The sequence below is a fragment of the Nocardiopsis gilva YIM 90087 genome (assembly GCF_002263495.1).
GTDB classification, from domain to species: Bacteria; Actinomycetota; Actinomycetes; order Streptosporangiales; family Streptosporangiaceae; genus Nocardiopsis_C; species Nocardiopsis_C gilva.
In genome coordinates, this window is sequence record NZ_CP022753.1 from 5,323,658 (window position 1) to 5,343,081 (window position 19,424).

The 19,424-nt window shown below is 70.6% G+C and carries 8 protein-coding genes and 1 pseudogene; 2 read left to right on the forward strand and 7 right to left on the reverse strand.

What is annotated here, in order from left to right:
• Positions 1–21: 21 nt before the first annotated feature.
• The 4 genes from CDO52_RS23385 to CDO52_RS23400 all read right to left on the reverse strand — a co-directional run bounded on the left by CDO52_RS23385 (position 22) and on the right by CDO52_RS23400 (position 14,497).
• Positions 22–11,301, reverse strand: coding sequence for a type I polyketide synthase (locus CDO52_RS23385; protein WP_094932873.1), 11,280 nt, complete (start codon positions 11,299–11,301; stop codon positions 22–24).
• Positions 11,302–12,254: 953 nt separating this feature from the next.
• Positions 12,255–12,839, reverse strand: a complete 585-nt coding sequence (locus CDO52_RS23390) for a TetR/AcrR family transcriptional regulator (protein ID WP_232524298.1) — start codon at positions 12,837–12,839, stop codon at positions 12,255–12,257.
• A gap of 129 nt (positions 12,840–12,968) precedes the next feature.
• A complete protein-coding gene (locus CDO52_RS23395; protein ID WP_017621714.1) occupies positions 12,969–13,643 on the reverse strand; it encodes a 4'-phosphopantetheinyl transferase family protein in 675 nt (224 codons plus the stop codon).
• Entirely contained in the window at positions 13,640–14,497 is an 858-nt protein-coding gene (locus tag CDO52_RS23400) for a metallophosphoesterase family protein (RefSeq protein WP_017621715.1), read from the reverse strand. The genes CDO52_RS23395 and CDO52_RS23400 overlap by 4 nt, the downstream gene beginning before the upstream one ends.
• Before the next feature lie 174 nt (positions 14,498–14,671).
• Between CDO52_RS23400 and CDO52_RS23405 the strand changes: the two genes are divergently transcribed.
• Positions 14,672–15,157 (forward strand): inorganic diphosphatase, encoded by a 486-nt coding sequence (locus CDO52_RS23405; RefSeq protein WP_026126402.1) that lies wholly within the window; start codon positions 14,672–14,674, stop codon positions 15,155–15,157.
• 38 nt (positions 15,158–15,195) lie between these two features.
• Here CDO52_RS23405 and CDO52_RS28935 read toward each other — a convergent pair.
• A pseudogene (locus CDO52_RS28935) lies at positions 15,196–16,038 on the reverse strand (TauD/TfdA dioxygenase family protein).
• 236 nt (positions 16,039–16,274) lie between these two features.
• On the opposite strand from CDO52_RS28935, the gene CDO52_RS23415 reads away from it, so the two are divergent.
• Positions 16,275–17,162, forward strand: coding sequence for an SCO6745 family protein (locus CDO52_RS23415; RefSeq protein ID WP_017621719.1), 888 nt, complete (start codon positions 16,275–16,277; stop codon positions 17,160–17,162).
• Between the two features lie 41 nt (positions 17,163–17,203).
• Here the strand turns inward: CDO52_RS23415 and CDO52_RS23420 are convergent, their stop codons facing one another.
• Positions 17,204–18,727, reverse strand: a complete 1,524-nt coding sequence (locus tag CDO52_RS23420) for a glycerol-3-phosphate dehydrogenase/oxidase (protein ID WP_017621720.1) — start codon at positions 18,725–18,727, stop codon at positions 17,204–17,206.
• Positions 18,728–18,775: 48 nt separating this feature from the next.
• Positions 18,776–19,420, reverse strand: a complete 645-nt coding sequence (locus tag CDO52_RS23425) for a TetR/AcrR family transcriptional regulator (protein ID WP_083920140.1) — start codon at positions 19,418–19,420, stop codon at positions 18,776–18,778.
• Positions 19,421–19,424 lie beyond the last annotated feature (4 nt).

The window sequence follows — 19,424 nt, forward strand, 5'->3', positions numbered from 1 at the left end:
CGGCGTCGTGTCTCATGCGTGTCAGGACGTGCCGAGTTCGTTGTCCAGGACCGCGAACAGTTCGTCGTCGGTGGCCTCCGCGAAGTCGTCCTCCGGAGCCTCCTCGGCCGCGCCGCCGTGCGCGTCCTGCCACATCCGCAGCAGGGATTCCAGCCGTGCGGTGATCTTGGCGTGCTCGCCGTCCTCCTCCGGCGCGAGCGCGGCGAGGGACGCGCCGATCCGGTCGAGTTCGGCGAGCACGGGCTGTGCGGCGTCCGCACCTTCGGGACTCACCTCGGTCTTGATGAACTGGGCCACTTGCCGTGAGTTGGGGTAGTCGAAGAGCAGGGTCGCGGGCATGCGCAGACCCGTGGCCGCGTTGAGGCGGTTGCGCAGTTCCACCGCCGCCAGGGAGTCGAAGCCGAGCTCGGAGAACGCGCGGTCCGGCTCGACCCGGGCCGAGGCGGAGTGCCCGAGAACGGCGGCGACGCGCTTGCCCACCAGCTCCAGGAGGAAGTCGTCCCGCTCGGTCTCGCTCATTCCCACGAGGCGTTCGGCGAGGGATGTGCCGCCCGCGTCGGCGTGACCCGTTGCCGCTGCCTGCGCCGCCTGCCAGGCGGGGACCGGGACGACGCCGTGCAGGGCCGGGGGAAGCATGCCCGCCCCGGCCTGCGCCCTGAGGGTGGCGAGGTCGAGCAGGACGGGGAGCAGCACGGCCTCGTCGTCGGCGTCGGCGAGGGTGGCGTCGAGCAGTTCCAGGCCCTGCTCCGCCGACATCGGGGTGATGCCGGAGCGGTTCATCCGCCGCAGGTCGGAGTCGTCGAGCGTCCCGGCCATGCCGCCGTCGCCCAGGCCCCACAGACCCCAGGCCAGGGATGTTCCCGGGAGCCCCGCGGCCCGGCGGTGCTGGGCGAGGGCGTCCAGGAAGGCGTTGGCCGTGGCGTAGTTGCCCTGGCCGGGACCACCGAGCGTGCCCGCGACCGAGGAGAAGAGGAGGAACAGCGACAGGGATTCCGTGTCCCGGGTGAGGTCGTGCAGGTGCCAGGCGGCGTCCACCTTGGGGCGCAGCACCGTGGCCATGCGGTCGGGGGTCAGGGAACCGATGACGCCGTCGTCCAGCACACCGGCGGTGTGGACGACACCGGTCAGCGGGCGCGCGGCCGGGATGGAGTCCAGCAGAGCGGCCAGTGCGTCGCGGTCGGCGGCGTCGCAGGCGGCGATCTCGACCTCGGCACCGAGGCCCGTCAGCTCCTCCTCCAGCTCGGCCGCGCCGGGGGCGTCGATGCCGCGTCGGCTGGTCAGCAGCAGGTGGCGGACCCCGTGTTCCGTCACCAAGTGTCTGGCGACGAGAGCGCCGAGACCGCCGGTGCCACCGGTGATCAGGACGGTTCCGTTGGTGTCGAGGCCGGTGGTGGCGGTCTCGGCTCCGGCCGCTCCTGCCGCTCGGGCGAGTCGGGGCACCAGGGCCGTCCCCTCGCGCAGTGCGATCTCGGGTTCCTCCGAGGTCGCCGTCGTCAGCAGCGCCTCGTAGGATGCGGCGGAGTCGTCCAGGTCCAGCAGCATGAACCGGTCCGGGTTCTCCGACTCCGCCGAGCGCAGCAGACCCCGGATCGCGGCACCGGCCAGGTTCGGCGTGTCCTCGCCGCTGACGGACGCGGCGCCCCGCGTCACGACCACGAGCTTGGACTCGGCGCAGCGCGGCTCGGTCAGCCAGGTCTGCAGGAGTGCGAGCGTGTCGTCCGCCGCCGTGTGCACGGCCGACGGAACCGCAACGTCGTCCCCTGCTGGCGAGGTGGTGGACAGGAACACCAGCCCGGGCACCGGTTCGCCATCACCGGCAGCATCCAGCAGCGCCGCGGCGTCGGCGAACACGGGAACGTCGTCACCGAGGCCGAGCGCGTCGGATCCGATGACCGCCCAGTCGCCGGGCGCCGGAGATGCCACCGCAGCGGTCTCGGCCGGGGCCGATTCCCAGGCGATGCGGAACAGTGCGTCGTCGCGGACGCTGCTCGCCGCCTTGAGCTCGTCGGACGCCACCGAACGGAACGCGACTGTGTCGGCGGACAGGACCGGCTGCCCGGTCGTGTCGGCCATGGTCAGCGACTTGGCGTTGCCCTCACCCGTAGGCGCGAGTCGCACGCGCACCGCCGAGGCGCCCGTGGCGTGCAGGGTCACCCTCCCCCAGTCGGAGGGGAGAGCGATCTCGCTGTCGTCGGCTCCGTCGAGCAGACCGAGGTGCAGCGCGGCGTCGAGGAGAGCGGGGTGCAGGCCGAAGCGGGTGGCCTCATCCTGCGTGGTCTCGGGCAGAGCAACCTCGGCGAACACCTCGTCGCCGCTCTGCCACGCCGCCCGCAGCCCCTGGAACACCGGGCCGTGCCCGTACCCGGCCGTGAACAGGCGCTTGTAGGCGCCGTCGACGTCGATGGGGGTGGAGTTCGGAGGCGGCCACGGCGACGCGAAGTCGAACGAGCGAGCGGAACCGTCGATGCCAGCTGCCGAAGGCTGACCCGCATCGGCGGTGGAGGCGAGGGAGGAGGCTGAGCGCGCAGATGGCTGGGTGAGACCGCTCGCGGCACCACCAGCGGTACCAAGGACACCCGAGGCGTGCCGCGTCCAGCGGGCGTCCGGTGCCGCGTCTTCGGCGCGCGAGTAGATGGTGATCGAACGGGATCCGGACTCCTCCGGGCCGCCGACAACGACCTGGAGTGCAACGCCGCCGCGCTCCGGCAGCACCAGCGGAGCCTCGGCCGTCAGCTCCTCCACGGTGGCGCAGCCGACCTCGTCGCCCGCGCGGATCGCGAGTTCCACCAGTGCCGTCGGCGGAAGCACCACAGTGCCGAGCAGATCATGGTCGGCCAGCCACTGCTGGGTGCCCAGCGAGAGACGGCCGGTCAACACTCGGCCTCCCGTCTCCGGGGCGGCGACGGCGGCGCTCAGCAGGGGGTGCTCTACCGCCTCCAGGCCCGCGAATCCGACATCGCCGGACTCGTGGCCCTCGGAGTTCAGCCAGAACCGCTCGCGCTGGAAGGCGTAGGTCGGCAGGTCGACGCGGGTGGCGCCACGACCGGCGAAGAACGCCTCCCAGTCCACGGCGACGCCGCGCGCGTGGACCGCACCGACCGTCGTGACCAGCTCGCGCTCCTCCGGACGGTCCTTGCGCAGGACCGGGAGAAAGGCGATGCCGGTGTCACCGGTGACGCTCTCCTGGCCCATCCCGGAGAGGACACCAACAGGACCGAGTTCGACGAAGGTCGTGACCCCCTCGGACTCCAGGGCGCGGACGCCGTCGGCGAACCGCACAGCCTCGCGGACGTGTCGCACCCAATACTCCGCCGAGCCCACATCCACCGTTGATCTCGGAGATATTGGGGTCTCAGCGCCGTTTTTTACCCCGATATCCCCGAGATCAACGGAAGGGGCCGGGGCGCCGGTCAGGTTGGAGACGATCGGGATGGTGGGGGTCCCGTAGGTGAGCCGCTCGGCGACCGCACGGAACTCGTCCAGCATCGGCTCCATCAGCGGGGAGTGGAACGCGTGCGAGACCGTCAGACGGCTGGTCTTGCGACCCTGCTCCTTGAAGCGCTCGGCGACCTGGAAAACGGCGTCTTCCTCGCCGGACACCACGACCGAGGACGGGCCGTTGATCGCCGCGATGCTGACCTTGTCCGCCACATCAGACAGCGCCGGGACGACCTCCTCCTCGGTGGCCTGGATCGCGACCATCGCGCCCCCAGAGGGCAGCGCCTGCATCAGGCGACCGCGCGCGGCAACGAGAGCGCAGGCATCATCCAGGGACAGAACGCCCGCTACGTGGGCGGCGGCCAGCTCACCGATCGAGTGCCCGGCCAGATAGTCGGGGGTGATGCCCCAGGACTCGACCAGGCGGAACAGCGCCACCTCGACCGCGAACAGCGCCGTCTGGGTATAAGCCGTCTGGTTCAACAGCACGGCGTCGTCCGAGCCCTCCTCAGCCCACACCACGCTCTTGAGCGGACGGTCAAGGTGTGCGTCCAGCCCCGCCACCACGGCATCGAACGCCTCGGCGAACACCGGGAAGGCCGCGTACAGCTCCCGACCCATACCCAGACGCTGCGCACCCTGACCGGAGAACAGGAAGGCGGTTCGCCTCCCAGAACGGGCCGTGCCATGCACGACGCCGCCCGCGGGTTCCCCATCAGCCAGGCCGACCAGGCTTTCCATCAGCTCACCGTGGTCTCCCGCCACCACAACGGCACGGTGCTCCATCGGCACACGGGTGGTCGCCAGCGAGTAGGCGGTGTTGGTCAGGTCGGTCAGGTCGCGCTGGGCGAGGTCGCTCTGCTGCTCAAGGTGCGACCGCAGCTTCGCGGCCTGCGCGTGCAGCGCCTCGGCGCTCCTGGCCGACAGGACCACCGGCACCAGCTCGGCCGACGGCGCCCGGGCCGCACCCTCGCTGTCAGCCCCGGCCGCGGCATCGATCGACTGATCCATCGGTGCCTGCTCAAGGATGACGTGGGCGTTGGTGCCACTGGCGCCGAAGGAGGAGACCGCGGCACGGCGCGGGCGGTCGGTCGACGGCCACGGCCGCGCCTCGGTCAGCAGTTCCACCGCACCGGCCGACCAGTCCACCTCGGGGGTGGGCTCGTCGATGTGCAGGGTCTTGGGCAGCAGGCCGTAGCGGAGCCCCATGACGGTCTTGATGATGCCCGCGACGCCCGCTGCCGCCTGGGTGTGTCCGATGTTCGACTTGATCGAACCGAGCCACAGCGGCTCGCCGTTCTCCGGCCGGTCCTGCCCGTAGGTGGTGATGAGCGCCTGCGCCTCGATCGGGTCACCGAGCGTCGTCCCGGTCCCGTGCGCCTCCACGGCGTCCACCTCGGCCGGGGACAGCCCGCCGCTCGCCAGCGCCTGCCGGATGACCCGCTGCTGGGCGGGTCCGTTGGGCGCGGTCAGTCCGTTGCTCGCGCCGTCCTGGTTGAGCGCGCTGGCGCGGACGACCGCCAGCACGCGGTGCCCATTGCGCTTGGCGTCGGAGAGCCGTTCGACCAGGAGGACACCGGCGCCCTCACCCCAGCCAGCGCCGTCGGCCGCCGCGGCGAAGGCCTTGGACCGGCCGTCCACGGCGAGGCCGCGCTGGTGGCTGAACTCGACGAACATCTCCTGGGTGGCCATGACCGCCACGCCGCCGACGAGCGCCAGCGAGCATTCGCCGGACCGCAGCGACTGGATCGCCCAGTGCAGCGCGACCAGGGAGGACGAGCACGCCGTGTCAACGGTGACCGCCGGGCCCTCCAGCCCGAAGGTGTAGGCGATCCGGCCGGAGGCGATGGATCCGGTGCTGCTGTTGGCCGCGTAGTCGTGGTACATCATGCCGGTGAACACGCCGGTCGGGCTGCCCTTGAGCTGCGCCGGGTCGATCCCGGCCCGCTCAAAGGCCTCCCAGGACGTCTCCAGCAGCAGCCGCTGCTGCGGGTCCATCGTCAGGGCTTCGCGCGGGCTGATGTTGAAGAAGGCGGGGTCGAAGTCGGCCGCGTCGTAGAGGAAGCTGCCCTCACGCGCGTAGTTCTTCCCGGGGGTCCCCGGCTCGGGGTCGAACCTGCCCTCGATGTCCCAACCGCGATCGGCGGGGAAAGCGGACACGGTGTCGCGGCCGTCGACGACCAGCTGCCACAGGTCCTCCGGTGTCTCCACGCCACCGGGGAAGCGGCAGCCCATGCCGACGATGACGATCGGGTCGTCGTCGTGCGCGGCCGTCGTCGCCACCGGCGTCGCGGCGGCCGGCTGCGTCTCCGCGAAGAAGGACGCGATGTGCAGGGCGACCTGCCGGGAGGTCGGGTAGTCGAAGAGCAGGGTCGCGGGCAGGCGCAGGCCCGTCGACTTGTTGAGGGTGTTGCGCAGCTCGACGGCGGCCAGCGAGTCGAACCCGAGCTCCTGGAAGGGCCGGTCCGGGTCGACGGCGTCGGCGGACGCGTGTCCGAGGACCGTGGCGACGTGCGTGCTCACCAGATCCAGCAGCAGGCGGTCGCGGCCGTCGGCGTCCAGCCCGCTGAGCCGCTGCTCCAGGGACGAGGCGCTGGAGGCACTGTCGCCGCTGGCGGCGGTCTGCCGGATCTGCCGCGCGCGGGCCGGGACCAGTCCGCGCAGCAGAGCGGGCAGGTCGTCGGCGCGGGAACGCAGTGCCGCAACGTCGACCTTGGTGGGGACGAGCACCGCCTCGCCGTTGGCGAGGGCGTCGTCGAAGAGGGACAGGCCCTCGTCAGCGGGCACGGCGGGGAGGCCCAGCCGCTTCATCCGCTGCAGGTCGGCCTCGCCCAGTTCGCCGGCCATACCGGCGGTGACGCCCCACAGCCCGAACGACAGCGACGTCGCGGGCAGACCGGCGGCCCGACGGTGCTGGGCCAGCGCGTCGAGGAAGACGTTCGCGGTCGCGTACCCGGCCTGTCCGGCGGCGAGCACCATACCGCCCGTGGATGAGAACAGCACGAACGCGGTGAGGTCGAGATCGCGGGTGAGGTCGTGCAGGTGCCAGGCGGCGTCCGCCTTGGGGCGCAGGACCGTGTCCAGCTGGTCGGGAGTCAGCGCGGTGACGAGCCCGTTGTCGGCGACACCGGCCGCGTGGACGACACCGGTCAGCGGCTGCTCGTCGGGGATGTCGGCGAGCAGGGCGGCCAGCGCGTCGCGGTCGGCGGCGTCGCAGGCGGCGACCGTGGCGGTCGCGCCGAGCCGGGCCAGCTCTTCGGTGAGGTCGGCGGCGCCCGGGGCGTCCATACCGCGTCGGCTGGTCAGCACCAGGTGGCGGACCCCATGTTCCGTAACCAAGTGTCTGGCGACGAGAGCGCCGAGACCGCCGGTGCCTCCGGTGATCAGGACGGTCCCCTCGGCGTTCCAGGTGTCGGTCGCCGCGTCGCGCCGTGTCGCCCGGGCGAGTCGCGGCACGCTCACGGTGTCGCCCCGCACCGCGGCCTCGGTCTCGTCCGAGGCCGCGATGGCGTGGAGCAGGGCCGTGAGGTCGTCGCGACTGTCGCGTTCGTCGACGTCTACCAGGGTGATCCTGCCGGGGTTCTCCGCCTGCGCGGCGCGCACCAGGCCCCACAGCGGCGCCTGTCCCAGGTCGAGGGTGTCGTTCTCGGGGTCGACGACCACGGCGTTCCGCGTCGCGATGACCAGGTGGGAGGAGGTGAACCGGTCGTCGTCCAGCCATGACCGCAGCAGGTCGAGTGTCCGGCGGGCCGCCGTGCGCACCGCGTCCGGGGGTTCCGCCCCCTCACTGGAGTCGCCGCGGTCGGCAACGGCCAGCACGACGTCCGGGACCTGCGTGTCCGTGTCGAGGGAGGCCGTCAGCGCGGCCAGGTCGGTGAAGCGCGGGGCGTCGCCGCCGATGCCGTGCCCCTCGGCCCCGACCACGGCCAGGCTCTGGCCCTTCGGAATGGCCGCGTCGCGCCCACCCGTGGCCGACGTCCAGTCGACGGTGAAAAGTGCGTCGTGCCGCCTGCTGGCCGCCATCGCGGTGAGTCCGCCCGCGTCGACCGGGCGGGTCACCTGGGTCTCGACCGACAGCACCGGCTGACCGGTGGCGTCGGCCATCGTGAGGGATTCGCGGCCCTGTCCCAGCAGCGAGATGCGAACGCGCAGCGCCGAGGCACCGGCCGCGTGCAGGGAGACCCGATTCCATGCGAACGGGAGGAGCGTTTCGCCCTCGCCCTTGTCCTCCAGCAGGCCGATGTGCAGAGCGGCGTCCATGAGGGCGGGGTGGAGGCCGAAGCGGGCGGCGTCGTCGTGGGCATGCTCGGGCAGGGCGACCTCGGCGAACAGGTCGTCGTCGCGCCGCCAGGCGGCCCGCAGCCCGCGGAACACCGGCCCGTAGCCGTAGCCGTCTCCGGTCAGGCGGTCGTAGGCGTCCTCGACCGGCACGGGGGTGGCGTTCGGCGGCGGCCACGGCGACGCGAAGTCGAACGAGCGAGCGGAGCCGTCGATGCCGCCCGCCGCAGGCCGACCCGCATCGGCGGCGGAGCCGAGCGAGGAGGCTGAGTGCGCTGGAGGCACAGCGAGGTCGGCGGAGGGAGCGTCGGTGTCGGGGGCCAGGATGCCGCTCGCGTGCCGCGTCCAGCCCTCGTCCTCCGCCAGGTCGCCCTCGCCCTGCGAGTAGATGCCGACCGTCCGGGCGCCTGAGTCGTCCGGGGCGCCGACGACGACCTGCAGTGCGACGCCGCCGCGCTCGGGCAGGGTCAGTGGCGCTTCGAGGGTGACCTCCTCGACCAGGCCGCAGCCGACCTCGTCGCCCGCGCGGATCGCCAGTTCCACGAAGCCGGTGCCGGGGAAGAGGATCGTGTCGCCGATCCGGTGGTCGGCCAGCCATGGCTGGCTGCCGACGGCCAGACGTCCGGAGAGCACCACGCTCTCGGAATCCGCGACCCGCACGGCGGCGCCCAGCAGTGGGTGGTCCGTCGAGCCGAGGCCGACCGAGCGGACGTCGCCCTGGCCGCCCGCGACGGTCACGGAGTCCATCCAGTAGCGCTCACGCTGGAAGGCGTAGGTGGGCAGGTCGATGCGCTCGCCTCGGCCGGTGAACACACGCGCCCAGTCGACGGCGGCGCCGGTGGCGTGCAGGGCGCCGACGGCGCTGAGCAGCGTGACGGCCTCGGAACGGTCCTTGCGGGTGGCGGCGACCAGGAGGGCGGTGTCGGACTCGACGCTGCTCTGCGCCATGCCGGTGAGAACGCCGTCCGGACCGAGCTCCACGAACCGGGTGACGCCTTCGGCCTCCAGCGTGCGGACGCCGTCGGCGAAGCGGACCGCGTGGCGGACGTGGCGCACCCAGTAGTCGGCCGACCCCACATCGACCGTTGATCTCGGAGATATTGGGGTCTCAGCGCCACTTTTTACCCCACTATCCCCGAGATCAACGGAAGGGGCCGGGGCGGACGGCAGGAGAGCACCGGTCAGGTTGGAGACGATCGGGATGGTTGGGGCGCTGTAGGTCAGGCGCTCGGCGACCTCGCGGAAGTCCGCGAGCATCGGCTCCATCAGCGGGGAGTGGAAGGCGTGCGAGACCGTCAGGCGGCTGGTCTTGCGGCCCTGCTCTCGCAAGTGGTCGGCGATGGTCAGCACCGCGTCCTCGGCGCCGGAGACGACCACGGAGTCGGGGCCGTTGATCGCGGCGATGCTCACCTTGTCATCCAGCCCGGAGAGCCGCGGGGTGACCTCCTCCTCGGTGGCCTGGATCGCGACCATGGCGCCACCGGCGGGCAGCGCCTGCATCAGTCGGCCGCGCGCCGCCACCAGGGCGCACGCGTCGCCCAGCGACAGCACCCCGGACACGTGCGCGGCGGCCAGCTCACCGATGGAGTGACCCGCGAGAACGTCGGGGGTGACGCCCCACGACTCCATCAGCCGGAACAGTGCCACCTCGACGGCGAACAGCCCGGCCTGGGTGAACGCGGTCTGGTTGAGCAGGTCCGCCTCTGGCGCCCCCTCTTCGGCCCAGATGACGTCGCGCAGCGGGCGCTCCAAATGTTCGTCCAGTCCGGCGCACACGGCGTCGAAGGCTTCGGCGAACACGGGGAAGGTGGTGGCCAGTTCCCGGCCCATGTCGAGGCGCTGTGCGCCCTGGCCGGAGAAGAGGAACGCGGTTTTGCCCTCGCTCGCGACGCCGCGCACCACGCCCGGCGCGCCGGTGTCGGCGGCGATGGCGTCCAGCCCGCGCAGCAGCTCCTCGCGGTCGGCGCCAACGACCACGGCGCGGTGGTCGAGGGCCGTACGTGTCGTGGCCAGGGAGAAGCCGACGTCGAGCGGGTGGGGCGCGGTGTCGTCACCCTCCGCAAAGGCACGCAGGCGCTCGGCCTGTGCGCGCAGCGTCGTGGGGTTCTTCGCGGAGATCAGCCAGGGGACGATCGTGCCGAGGACCGCCGGTTCCGCGGGAGCCTGGCCCTCCTCCGTCTCCGTCGTCTCACCCTGGGGGGCGTCGGAATCGCCGTCCTGCTCAGCGACGGGCGCCGGGTCGTGGGAGGCCTGCTCCAGGACAACGTGGGCGTTGGTGCCGCTGATCCCGAACGACGAGACACCGGCGCGGCGCGGGCGCTCGGTCTCGGGCCAGGGGCGGGCTTCGGAGAGCAGCTCGACGGCTCCGTCGGACCACTCGACCTGCGGCGTGGGCTCGTCCAGGTGGAGGGTCTTGGGCAGCAGGCCGTGGCGCATCGCCATGATCATCTTGATGATGCCGCCAACGCCCGCCGCGGCCTGGGCGTGCCCGATGTTCGACTTGATGGAGCCGAGCCACAGCGGCCGGTCCTGCGGCCGGTTCTGGCCGTAGGTGGCGATGAGGGCCTGGGCTTCGATGGGGTCGCCCAGCGTCGTGCCGGTCCCGTGCGCCTCGACGGCGTCGACGTCGGCCGGGGTCAGCCCGGCGGCGTTCAGCGCCTGCGTGATCACGCGCTGCTGTGCGGGGCCGTTGGGGGCCGTCAGCCCGCTGCTGGCGCCGTCCTGGTTGACGGCGGTGCCGCGGACGACGGCGAGGATCGGGTGGCCGTTGCGCCGTGCGTCGGAGAGCCGCTCCACGATGAGCATGCCGGCGCCCTCCGACCAGCCGGTGCCGTCGGCGGTCGCGGAGAAGGACTTGCACCGGCCGTCGGCCGCGAGGCCGCGCTGGCGGCTGAACTCGACGATGGTCTCCGGGGTGGCCATGACGGTGACGCCTCCGGCCAGGGCCAGCGTGCACTCACCGCGGCGCAGCGACTGTGCGGCCAGGTGCAGCGCCACCAGCGAGGAGGAGCACGCGGTGTCCACGGACACCGACGGGCCTTCGAGGCCGAAGGTGTAGGAGAGGCGGCCGGAGGTGATGGAGCCGGTAGCGGAGCTGCCCGCGTAGTCGTGGTACATCATCCCGGCGAAGACGCCGGTGGGGCTGGAACGCAGCTCGGCGGGGTCCAGCCCGGCGCTCTCGAAGGCCTCCCAGGCGACTTCGAGTAGCAGGCGCTGCTGCGGGTCGGTCTCCTTGGCCTCGCGCGGACTGATGCCGAAGAAGTCCGGGTCGAACTCGGCGGCATCGTGCAGGAAGCCACCTTCGCGCGTGTAGCTCTTGCCGGGCGTGCCGGGTTCGGGGTCATAGAGCGCGTCGAGGTCCCAGCCGCGGTCGGCAGGGAACTCGGTGACCGCGTCCCTGCCCTGCTCGACCAGGCGCCACAGGTCGTCGGGGGAGCTCACATCCCCCGGGTAGCGGCAGGCCATGCCTACGATGGCGATCGGTTCGTGGTCCCGCCGTTCAGTTTCGGCAATACGCTTGCGAGCCTCACGCAGATCGGCTGTCGCCCGCTTCAGGTAATCGAGAAGTTTCTTCTCGTTATTCACCCACGCCACCCCACTGAATCGATCAGGAAAACCACGCGTCGACGCTTCAGAGCCAAGCCGCACACGAGTGGGGGCGACCCCGAGCCGCGGACCCGATTCGCCACTCGAATCCCCTGATTCGGTTTCGCCCCATCACCGTCGACAAGATTCGGCGACCATTGCCGTAATCGCTTGCCTCCACTTATCAAGCCGCGCTCAAGAATTCACGGAAAGCCTCATCGAGGTACCGAGATATCCACTTGCACGCTACTTAGCACCCCCGAGGGGCGCCACCCCTAGCTCGTCCCTACTCCCCCCTAACGGGGAAGCGCGCCCGCGCACGATGCCGTGCCCGCCCCGAGGCGGCACCGTGATCTTATTGTTACTGTTGAGTAGCGGCGCAACTCTATGGCGTGAATCGATTACACGTGGCAAGTAGCACCAGGTGGTGACTTTCGGTTGCGCCGTCGATGATCTTGCCCTCGCCCACGGGCGGCCAGAGCGCCCGAAAAGCCCCTAGTTTCGGGCGATTCAGCACCGCCTGGATGGGTTACGCTCAAGATGACGGTTATACGGACGACTTAGACGTAGGTACGTATAGCGTCGAGGGAGGTTCACTCGTGCGAAAGTGCGCGCACGGCGCCGGTACCGACGGCCTACGGGCCGACGTGCGGTTTCATTGCGGACCGCACCGGCATGGGCCTCCCGAGAGCCCCGGTCGGCGGTGAGAATGACGCGGCTTGCCCCTTGCTGATACCGCGCAGGCTCTCCGCTTCACCGTTCACCCGGTTTCCCCTCTCGTCTGAACGGTGCGGCGAGAGTCGCCGCCGGTCCGGTCGGTACCGGCGACTGTCCACTCGGTGAACGCGTGTGGCCGCGACGGTCCTCGACCATCGCGACCACACCGTCACTTACCGGAGGCGTCCGTGCGGGCTCCCTGCCCCAGAGCCCGACCGGGCGCCTCCGGCCCCGATTCATTTTCCGTGGGGAGTCTCGCGAACCGGGCCCATTCCGGCCCCGATTCTGCGCAGTCCGATCGCCAGGTCACGCCCGCTGGGCGCCGATTGCGGGTCGATGAGCCACTGCGCCATCACGCCCATCAGCAGCGCCTGGAGAAGGGTACCGACCTCGGGCGGCGGCTTCTTCTCACCCCCGGAGTCCCGGTCCGGGAACCATGAGGCCATTGCCTCGCGCACCGCCTGCTGGGAATCGGCGAGAATTCTTCGGACTTCGGGGGCGCGCTCGATCTGCGCGAGCGCCTCGAAGTTGGCGATCCACAGCGACCTGTGCTCGTCGAACAGCTCGACGATGCGGCTCCACACTGTTTCGAAGCGATCCATAGCGCCGGTCGCCGGGTCGAGTTCGACGAGCAGAGCCCGCTCCAACTCCTCATACCACTCTGTGCACGCTTGAATAAGCGCTTCGTTAAGCAAAGCCTCTTTCGACCCGAAGTGGTAGCCGATTGACGCCAGATTCGTATCCGAAGCGGCCACGATGTCCCGCGCGGTTGTGCGCGCGTAGCCCTTTTCGTACAGGCAGTGTTTAGCGCCCGCGAGCAAGTCCCCACGATGTCCCATTTGAACATCGTATCCCGCGGGCTAGACAAACGTCTATTTGAAGTCCAGGGATTCCACCAACAAGTTTGTAACCAGTTCCCTTCGGTTACCGTTACGCGCTCTTAGCGTGACTCATCCTTGTTGCTCGTTCCCCTTCGGCACCGCGATTCCGGTGACGACCAAGCCGTTGCCGACGATCCAGCGGCCCTCGAACCCGCCCAGCCGGCGGCCATCGACCACCGGTCCGTCCACCAGCAGGCGCGCCGTGAAGGTCCGCTGCTCGGGGTCGATGGCGATATCGGCCTCCTCGAAACCCAGCCACATGCGCGTCAGCGGGAACCACGCCTTGTACACCGACTCCTTGGCGCTGAAGAGCAACCGGTCCCACGACACGCCCGGGTCGCCGACGGCCAGGTTCTTCAGCCGCACCCGCTCCTCGGGAAGGGCGATGGTCTCCAGAACGCCGTCCGGCAGGGCGCCGTGCGGTTCGGCGTCGATCCCGATCGTCTCCACGTCGGTCGCGCGGGCGACCGCGGCGGCCCGGTATCCGGCGCAGTGGGTCATGCTGCCCACGGCGCTCTGCGGCCATCCCGGAGCGCCACGCTCGCCGGGTAGCAGGGGCGCGGGCGGAAAGCCGAGTTCGGCCAGCGCGTCGCGGGCGCAGGCGCGGACCGTCGTGAACTCCCGACGCCGCTTGTCGACGGCCCTGGCCAGCAGTGCCTCCTCCTCCGGGAAGAGACGGGCATCGGCGCGGTCGTCGAAGGCCTCGACGCCGACGACCTCGGGGGTCAGCAGCTGCTCGATCACGCGGTGCCCTCCTCCACCGGCAGGATCCGGCGCAGCCCGCCGTGGCCGCCGCGCGGCTTCCACTCACGCGGGTAGCCGATGGAGACCTCTTCGAAGCGCACGCCGTCGTAGACGGTAGTGCGCGGGATGTGGAGGTGCCCGTAGACCACGGCCTCGGAACGGAAGCGCACGTGCCAGTCGGCGGTGCGCTCGGTGCCGCACCACTGCGCGAACTCGGGGTAGCGCAGGATGCGCGTTGGTTCGCGGACCAGGGGCCAGTGGTTCACCAGGACGGTCCGCAGCTCGGGGTCGATCTGGCCGAGGCGCTGCTCGGTCGCCTCGACCCGCGCGGCACACCACGCCGTCCGGGTCGGGTAGGGATCGGGGTGCAGCATCATCTCGTCGGTGCACACCACGCCGACGTCGTAGGCCTTGGCGAGGCTCTCCTCGGAGTTCGCGGTGCCCGGGGCGTGAAAGCTGTAGTCGTAGAGCACGAACAGCGGCGCGATCACGACCGGACCGCCCGCACCCTCCCAGACGGGGTACGGGTCCTCTGGGGTGACCACGCCGATGGAGCGGCAGATCTCCACCAGGTGCCGATAGCGGTGCTCGCCGCGCAGGCGGACGGCGTCCTCCCGGTGTGTCCACAGCTCGTGGTTTCCGGGAACCCAGATGACCTTGGCGAAGCGCTCGCTGAGCGTCGCCAGCCCCCATTCGATATCGGCGCTGAGTTCACCCACGTCGCCGGCGACGATCAGCCAGTCCTCCGGTGTCCGCGGACGGAGCTCTTCTAGGACCTTCCGATTTTCCGGGTGAGCCACGTGCAAGTCGCTGACCGCGAGGAGGTTTCCGGGGTGCAGACGCGCTGAATTCACCCGATCCACCCTACGGAAGGGGTGATCGCGACGTCACCCCTATCTCCCATTGATCCGCGCCGAAAAAGCGCCCGAAACCCCTCCGTTGTCCCTCCCGCAACACGGACCTCTCTGCCACAGTGGGTACACCGGTCCGCGTGCGATCGCGAACCCATCGCTGCGAGGGAAGTCGTCATGGAATTTCGGATGGTGGTGGAGATCCCGCAGGGATCGCGGAACAAGTACGAGATGGACCACGAGCGGGGCCGGATCCGGCTGGACCGCACCCTGTTCACCGCGACGCAGTACCCCGCCGACTACGGCTACATCCCCGACACCCTGGCCGAGGACGGCGACCCGCTGGACGCGATGGTCCCGCTGGACAAGCCGTCGTTTCCCGGGTGCGAGGTCCTGGTACGGCCCGTAGCCGTGTTCTGGATGCAGGACGAGGGCGGCCCGGACGCCAAGGTCCTGTGCATGCCCGCCCGCGACCCGCGCCTGGAACACATCCGCGACCTGCGCAATATCCCCGAGTTCCAGCTCAACGAGATCACCCACTTCTTCGAGATCTACAAGCTCCTGGAACCCGGCAAGAGCTCGGAGGTCCGCGGCTGGCAGGACCGCGCGGCGGCGGAGGCCACCGTGCTCGACGCGCAGCAGCGCGCGCGACAGAAGGCCTGAGTCGAGCGTTCAAGAGCGGACGGCCCCGGCACCGCTGCCTACTCCTCCGCGAGGCTGATCCTGTGCACGGTTCGGGATCTCCCGGGGGCCACCGCGGTTGCCGCGTGCAGGGTGGTGCGGGTCTTCCAGACCACCAGGTCATTGGTGGTCCAGCGATGCGTGTAGACGTAGTCGGGGTCCTGGATGAGGTCGTCCAGCACCTGGAAGTATCGCTCGTTGTCGTTGGCATCGAACCCGATGACGGAGTCGAGGGAGTCCGGAGCTCCGTACACGTAGTCAGCGCCGGTGCCTGCGTCCGTCATGACCAGGGGGTGCTCGATCTTGGGGTACTTCTCTTCCATCAGGGCCTTGAATTCGGCCATTGACAGGCCGGCATGCTCCGCACGGATCCGCACATGTTTGACCGCGGTATGCAGCGCCCTGCGACCCGCGATCCTGGCCTTCCATTCCGCTGGAAGCCGTTCGTACACGTTCACCGCGTTCGCGAACAGCGTGTGTCCACTCGTGCTCGGGACGTTCACCCCGTACAGCATGGTGTACTCCGGGGGATGAGCGTGGTAGCCGGAGTTGTCCTAGTGCCAGAAGTTGCCTACGCGGGCGACACCAATGGGCTGGTCATTCTTGCGTTCGTTCGATGAAACCAGGATCTCCGGTACCTCCGAGTGTCGGTAGTTCTCCACGACGAACGGAACCGGTCGGCCCAGTCGCACGGCCAGCGCAACCTGCTGCCGCGGCGTCATCTCGATCCCGCGTATGACGACGAGCTGGCGCCGCGCGACGGCGTCGGCGAACGCACCGAGGACCTCCTGCCGCTCGAGGTCGGCGTAGGTGACTCCGGTCAGCTCCGCGCCGATGAACGGCGTGATGTCGGTCAGTTTCACCCCGGCGTCCTTTCACCCCAATGGACAGATGAGGGGCAAGGCTAGACAGGCGGCAACAACACGTCGAGTAGCCAATCGGTGACACTCTTGCCGCGGCCCTCTCGGGATGATCAGGTGACCAGGCCGGGGACGGATCGTCTGAGGGCACGGAACGGCAACCGAACGTGGCTCGGTACTGTGGGCGGCGCCCTGCCGGTTCACCCGGAAATCCAGCCACCGTGCGGAACGGAGAACACATGTCTTCGTCAACCCCACCCGCCACGCCCGACCTCGCTCGCGCCGCGTGGGCGGAAGTCGAGCCGATCCACACGTGCATCTACTTCGCCCCGGAGACCGCCCCGACCTACCAGAGCATCGGCATGGAGTCGCTGGCGCAGATGTACTTCGCATCGCGCGGGGCTCCCCTGGGGCCCGTCGGTCCGGAGCTGGTCGCGGCCACCTTCTACAACTTCAATCCCGCGGTGGTCCGCACCGTCATCCCGGAGGCCTGGTCGGTGGCCTCACCCGACACGCTGGTGCGCGCCCGCCTGGAGATCGCGGACAAGTTCCTGCGCCGCGTCCTCGGGGAACAGACCGTGCGGTCGCCCGAGATGCGGGAGGCCGCGGACCTCGCCCGCACCGCGGCGGAGTCGGCCGCGCTGCACCCGCACGGGCGCCCGCTGTTCGCCGGCCATGCCGGACTCCCCTGGCCGGAGGACCCGCACCTGGTGCTCTGGCACGCCGCGACGCTGATCCGGGAGTTCCGCGGCGACGGCCACATCGCCCTCCTGCAGGAGGCTCATATCGGACCGGTGGAGGCGTTGGTGAGTTCCGTGGCGACCGGAAAGTACTCCTCCGAGTTGCTGCTCAAGAGCCGGAGGTGGAGCCGGGAGGACTGGGACGCGGCCGTGGCCCGCATGGTCGACCGCGGCCTCGTCGAGGTCGACGGTGAGGGCGAGCCGTCACAGACCACGGAGGGCAAGCGCTTCCGGGACGACCTGGAGGCACGCACCGACGTCCTTTCCCTTCCCGCCTTCGAGCCGCTCGGCGCCGACGGCTGTCGCCGCCTCGTGGAGCTGGTCTCCCCCTTCGCCGAGGCCATTCGCGCGCAGGACCTGATCCCCTTTACCAAGAAGCGGAGCTGAGCACGTCGGGCGCGGTGGAGCGCGCCCGACGCGGCCGCGCGTCAGCTCCGGTCCAGGGCCTCCTCGGCCGCGGCGAGGGCGGCGACGCGGTCCTCGGGGACCAGCCCGATGCGGGTGCGGCGGTCCAGGAGGTCGGAGACGTCCAGCGCGCCCTCGTGGCGGACCGCGAAGCGCAGCTCGGCCCGGGTGACCCCGTTGACGACCGGAGCGAGCAGGGCGGGGTCGCCCGCGGCCTCGTCGAGGACCTTCGACGCCTCCATCCCGTAGCGGGCGATGAGGCGGCGCGACGCCGGAACCCCGTCCAACGTGTTGCGATCAGCGGCGCCAACTAGTGGGAGTTCCCTGGTCCTGCATCTCCCCGCCGCCAGGTCGGCGGTCCGCACTGCGGCGTCCACGGCCTCCTGTGCCATGTTCCGGTAGGTGGTGAGCTTGCCGCCGACGACGCTGATGACGCCGTCGTCGGAGGTCAGGACGGCGTGCTTGCGGGACAGGTCGGCGCTGGAGTGGTCGCCTGTATCGAGCAGGGGGCGCAGCCCGGCGTAGGCGCCGATGACGTCGGAGCGCCGCAGCGGGGACGTGGCGACGCTGTTGAGGACGTCGAGCAGGAACGTGATGTCGGATTCCGGCGGCTCGGGCACGTCGGGAAGAGGGCCCTCCACCGGCTCGTCAGTGAGTCCGACGAACGCCCGGCCGTCCCCCTGCGGCAGGGCGAGGACGAAGCGGTTGAAGCTGCCCGGTACCGGAATCGTGATCGCGGTGCGCGGGTGGCCCAGCGCTTCCTCGGGCACCACCAGGTGCGTGCCCCTGCTGGGACGCAGCCGGAGTCCGGGGACCAGCTCGCCCGCGTACACACCGGTTGCGTTGATGACCGAGCGGGCGCGCACGTGCAGCTGTTCGCCGGTGAGGGTGTCGCGCAGGACAGCTCCGTCGCCCGCGGCCTGTTCGGCCGCGCAGCGGGTGAGCACCCGGGCGCCGAGCCCGGCCGCCGTGCGGGCCAGGGCCACCACCAGGCGGGCGTCGTCGGTGAGCTGGCCGTCGAAGGAGAGGATGCCGCCGCGCAGCCCCGTGTCGCGGACGCCGGGCAGGAGTCGGGCCGTCTGGACGCGGTTGAGCCGCCGGGAGCGGGGCAGGGTGCGCTTGTCCGTGCCGGCCGCCAGGCGCAGCAGGTCGCCCATCCCCACGCCGGCACGGGTCACGGCGGCATGGGCGGTGTCGAGGCCCTCGTGCAGCGGCACCACCATGGGCATGGTCCGGACCAGATGGGGCGCGGTCACACGCATCAGCACGTCGCGTTCGCGCGCGCTCTCGTAGGCGACACCGACCTGGGCTTTGGCGAGGTAGCGCAGCCCGCCGTGGACGAGCTTGGAACTCCACCGGCTGGTGCCGAACGCGAGGTCGTGCCGTTCGACGAGGAGGACGCTGAGCCCGCGGGCGGCGGCGTCCAGGGCGGCCCCGGCACCGGTCACCCCGGCGCCGATGACCAGTACGTCCACGTTCGGAGCAGCGGCGAGCTCGTCGAGCTCGCGGGCACGGCGGGCCGCGTTGAGCGACGTCGATCGGGTCATCGGTGCAGCACCTCACCCTTCTCTTGGCTGATGGGCCCGCCCCTGGGGTTATTCGCGGGGCGGAGCGGAGGCGGCCGACGTCGATGTCGCCGCGTCGTGGTCGGCATTCGTGGTGGACATTGGTGCCAGGTAGCCGTCCAACATCACGCGCGCCTCGTCGACCAGCTGGTCCTCGGTCATGACGTCGGTGGTCAGGCGGCGCGAGGTCGCCGTGTTCTGGATGACCAGCAGGACCATGCGGGCCATGGCGTCGGGGTCGCCGCGGCGGATCGAGCCGTCGCGCTGGCCCGCCTCCAGCTCCGGGCGGAGCAGTCCGAGCGCCACCGACTGGCCGGTTCCGAGGCGCTGGAATGTGTAGGTGGCCAGGAGTTCCGGCTCGTTGTCGACGATCCGGGTGAACAGGGGGTGGGACAGGAGGGCGCGGAGCACGCCCGTCGCCTGGGCGACGACGTTGTCGCGGGTGGAGAGCTCGTCGTGCTCGACCTTGTGGGCGAGCAGTATCGCGCGCAGTTCCCGGGTGAGGAGGTCGGCGACGAGCGAGGTGACGTCGGGCCAGCGGCGGTAGACGGTGGGACGGCTCACTCCGGCGCGTCGGGCGACGTCGGTGAGCGTCGTTCGACGGATCCCGAAGGCCTCCACGCAGGCGCGGGTCGCGTCGAGGACCTCGTCGTGAACGTTACGTCTTGACGTCATGTGT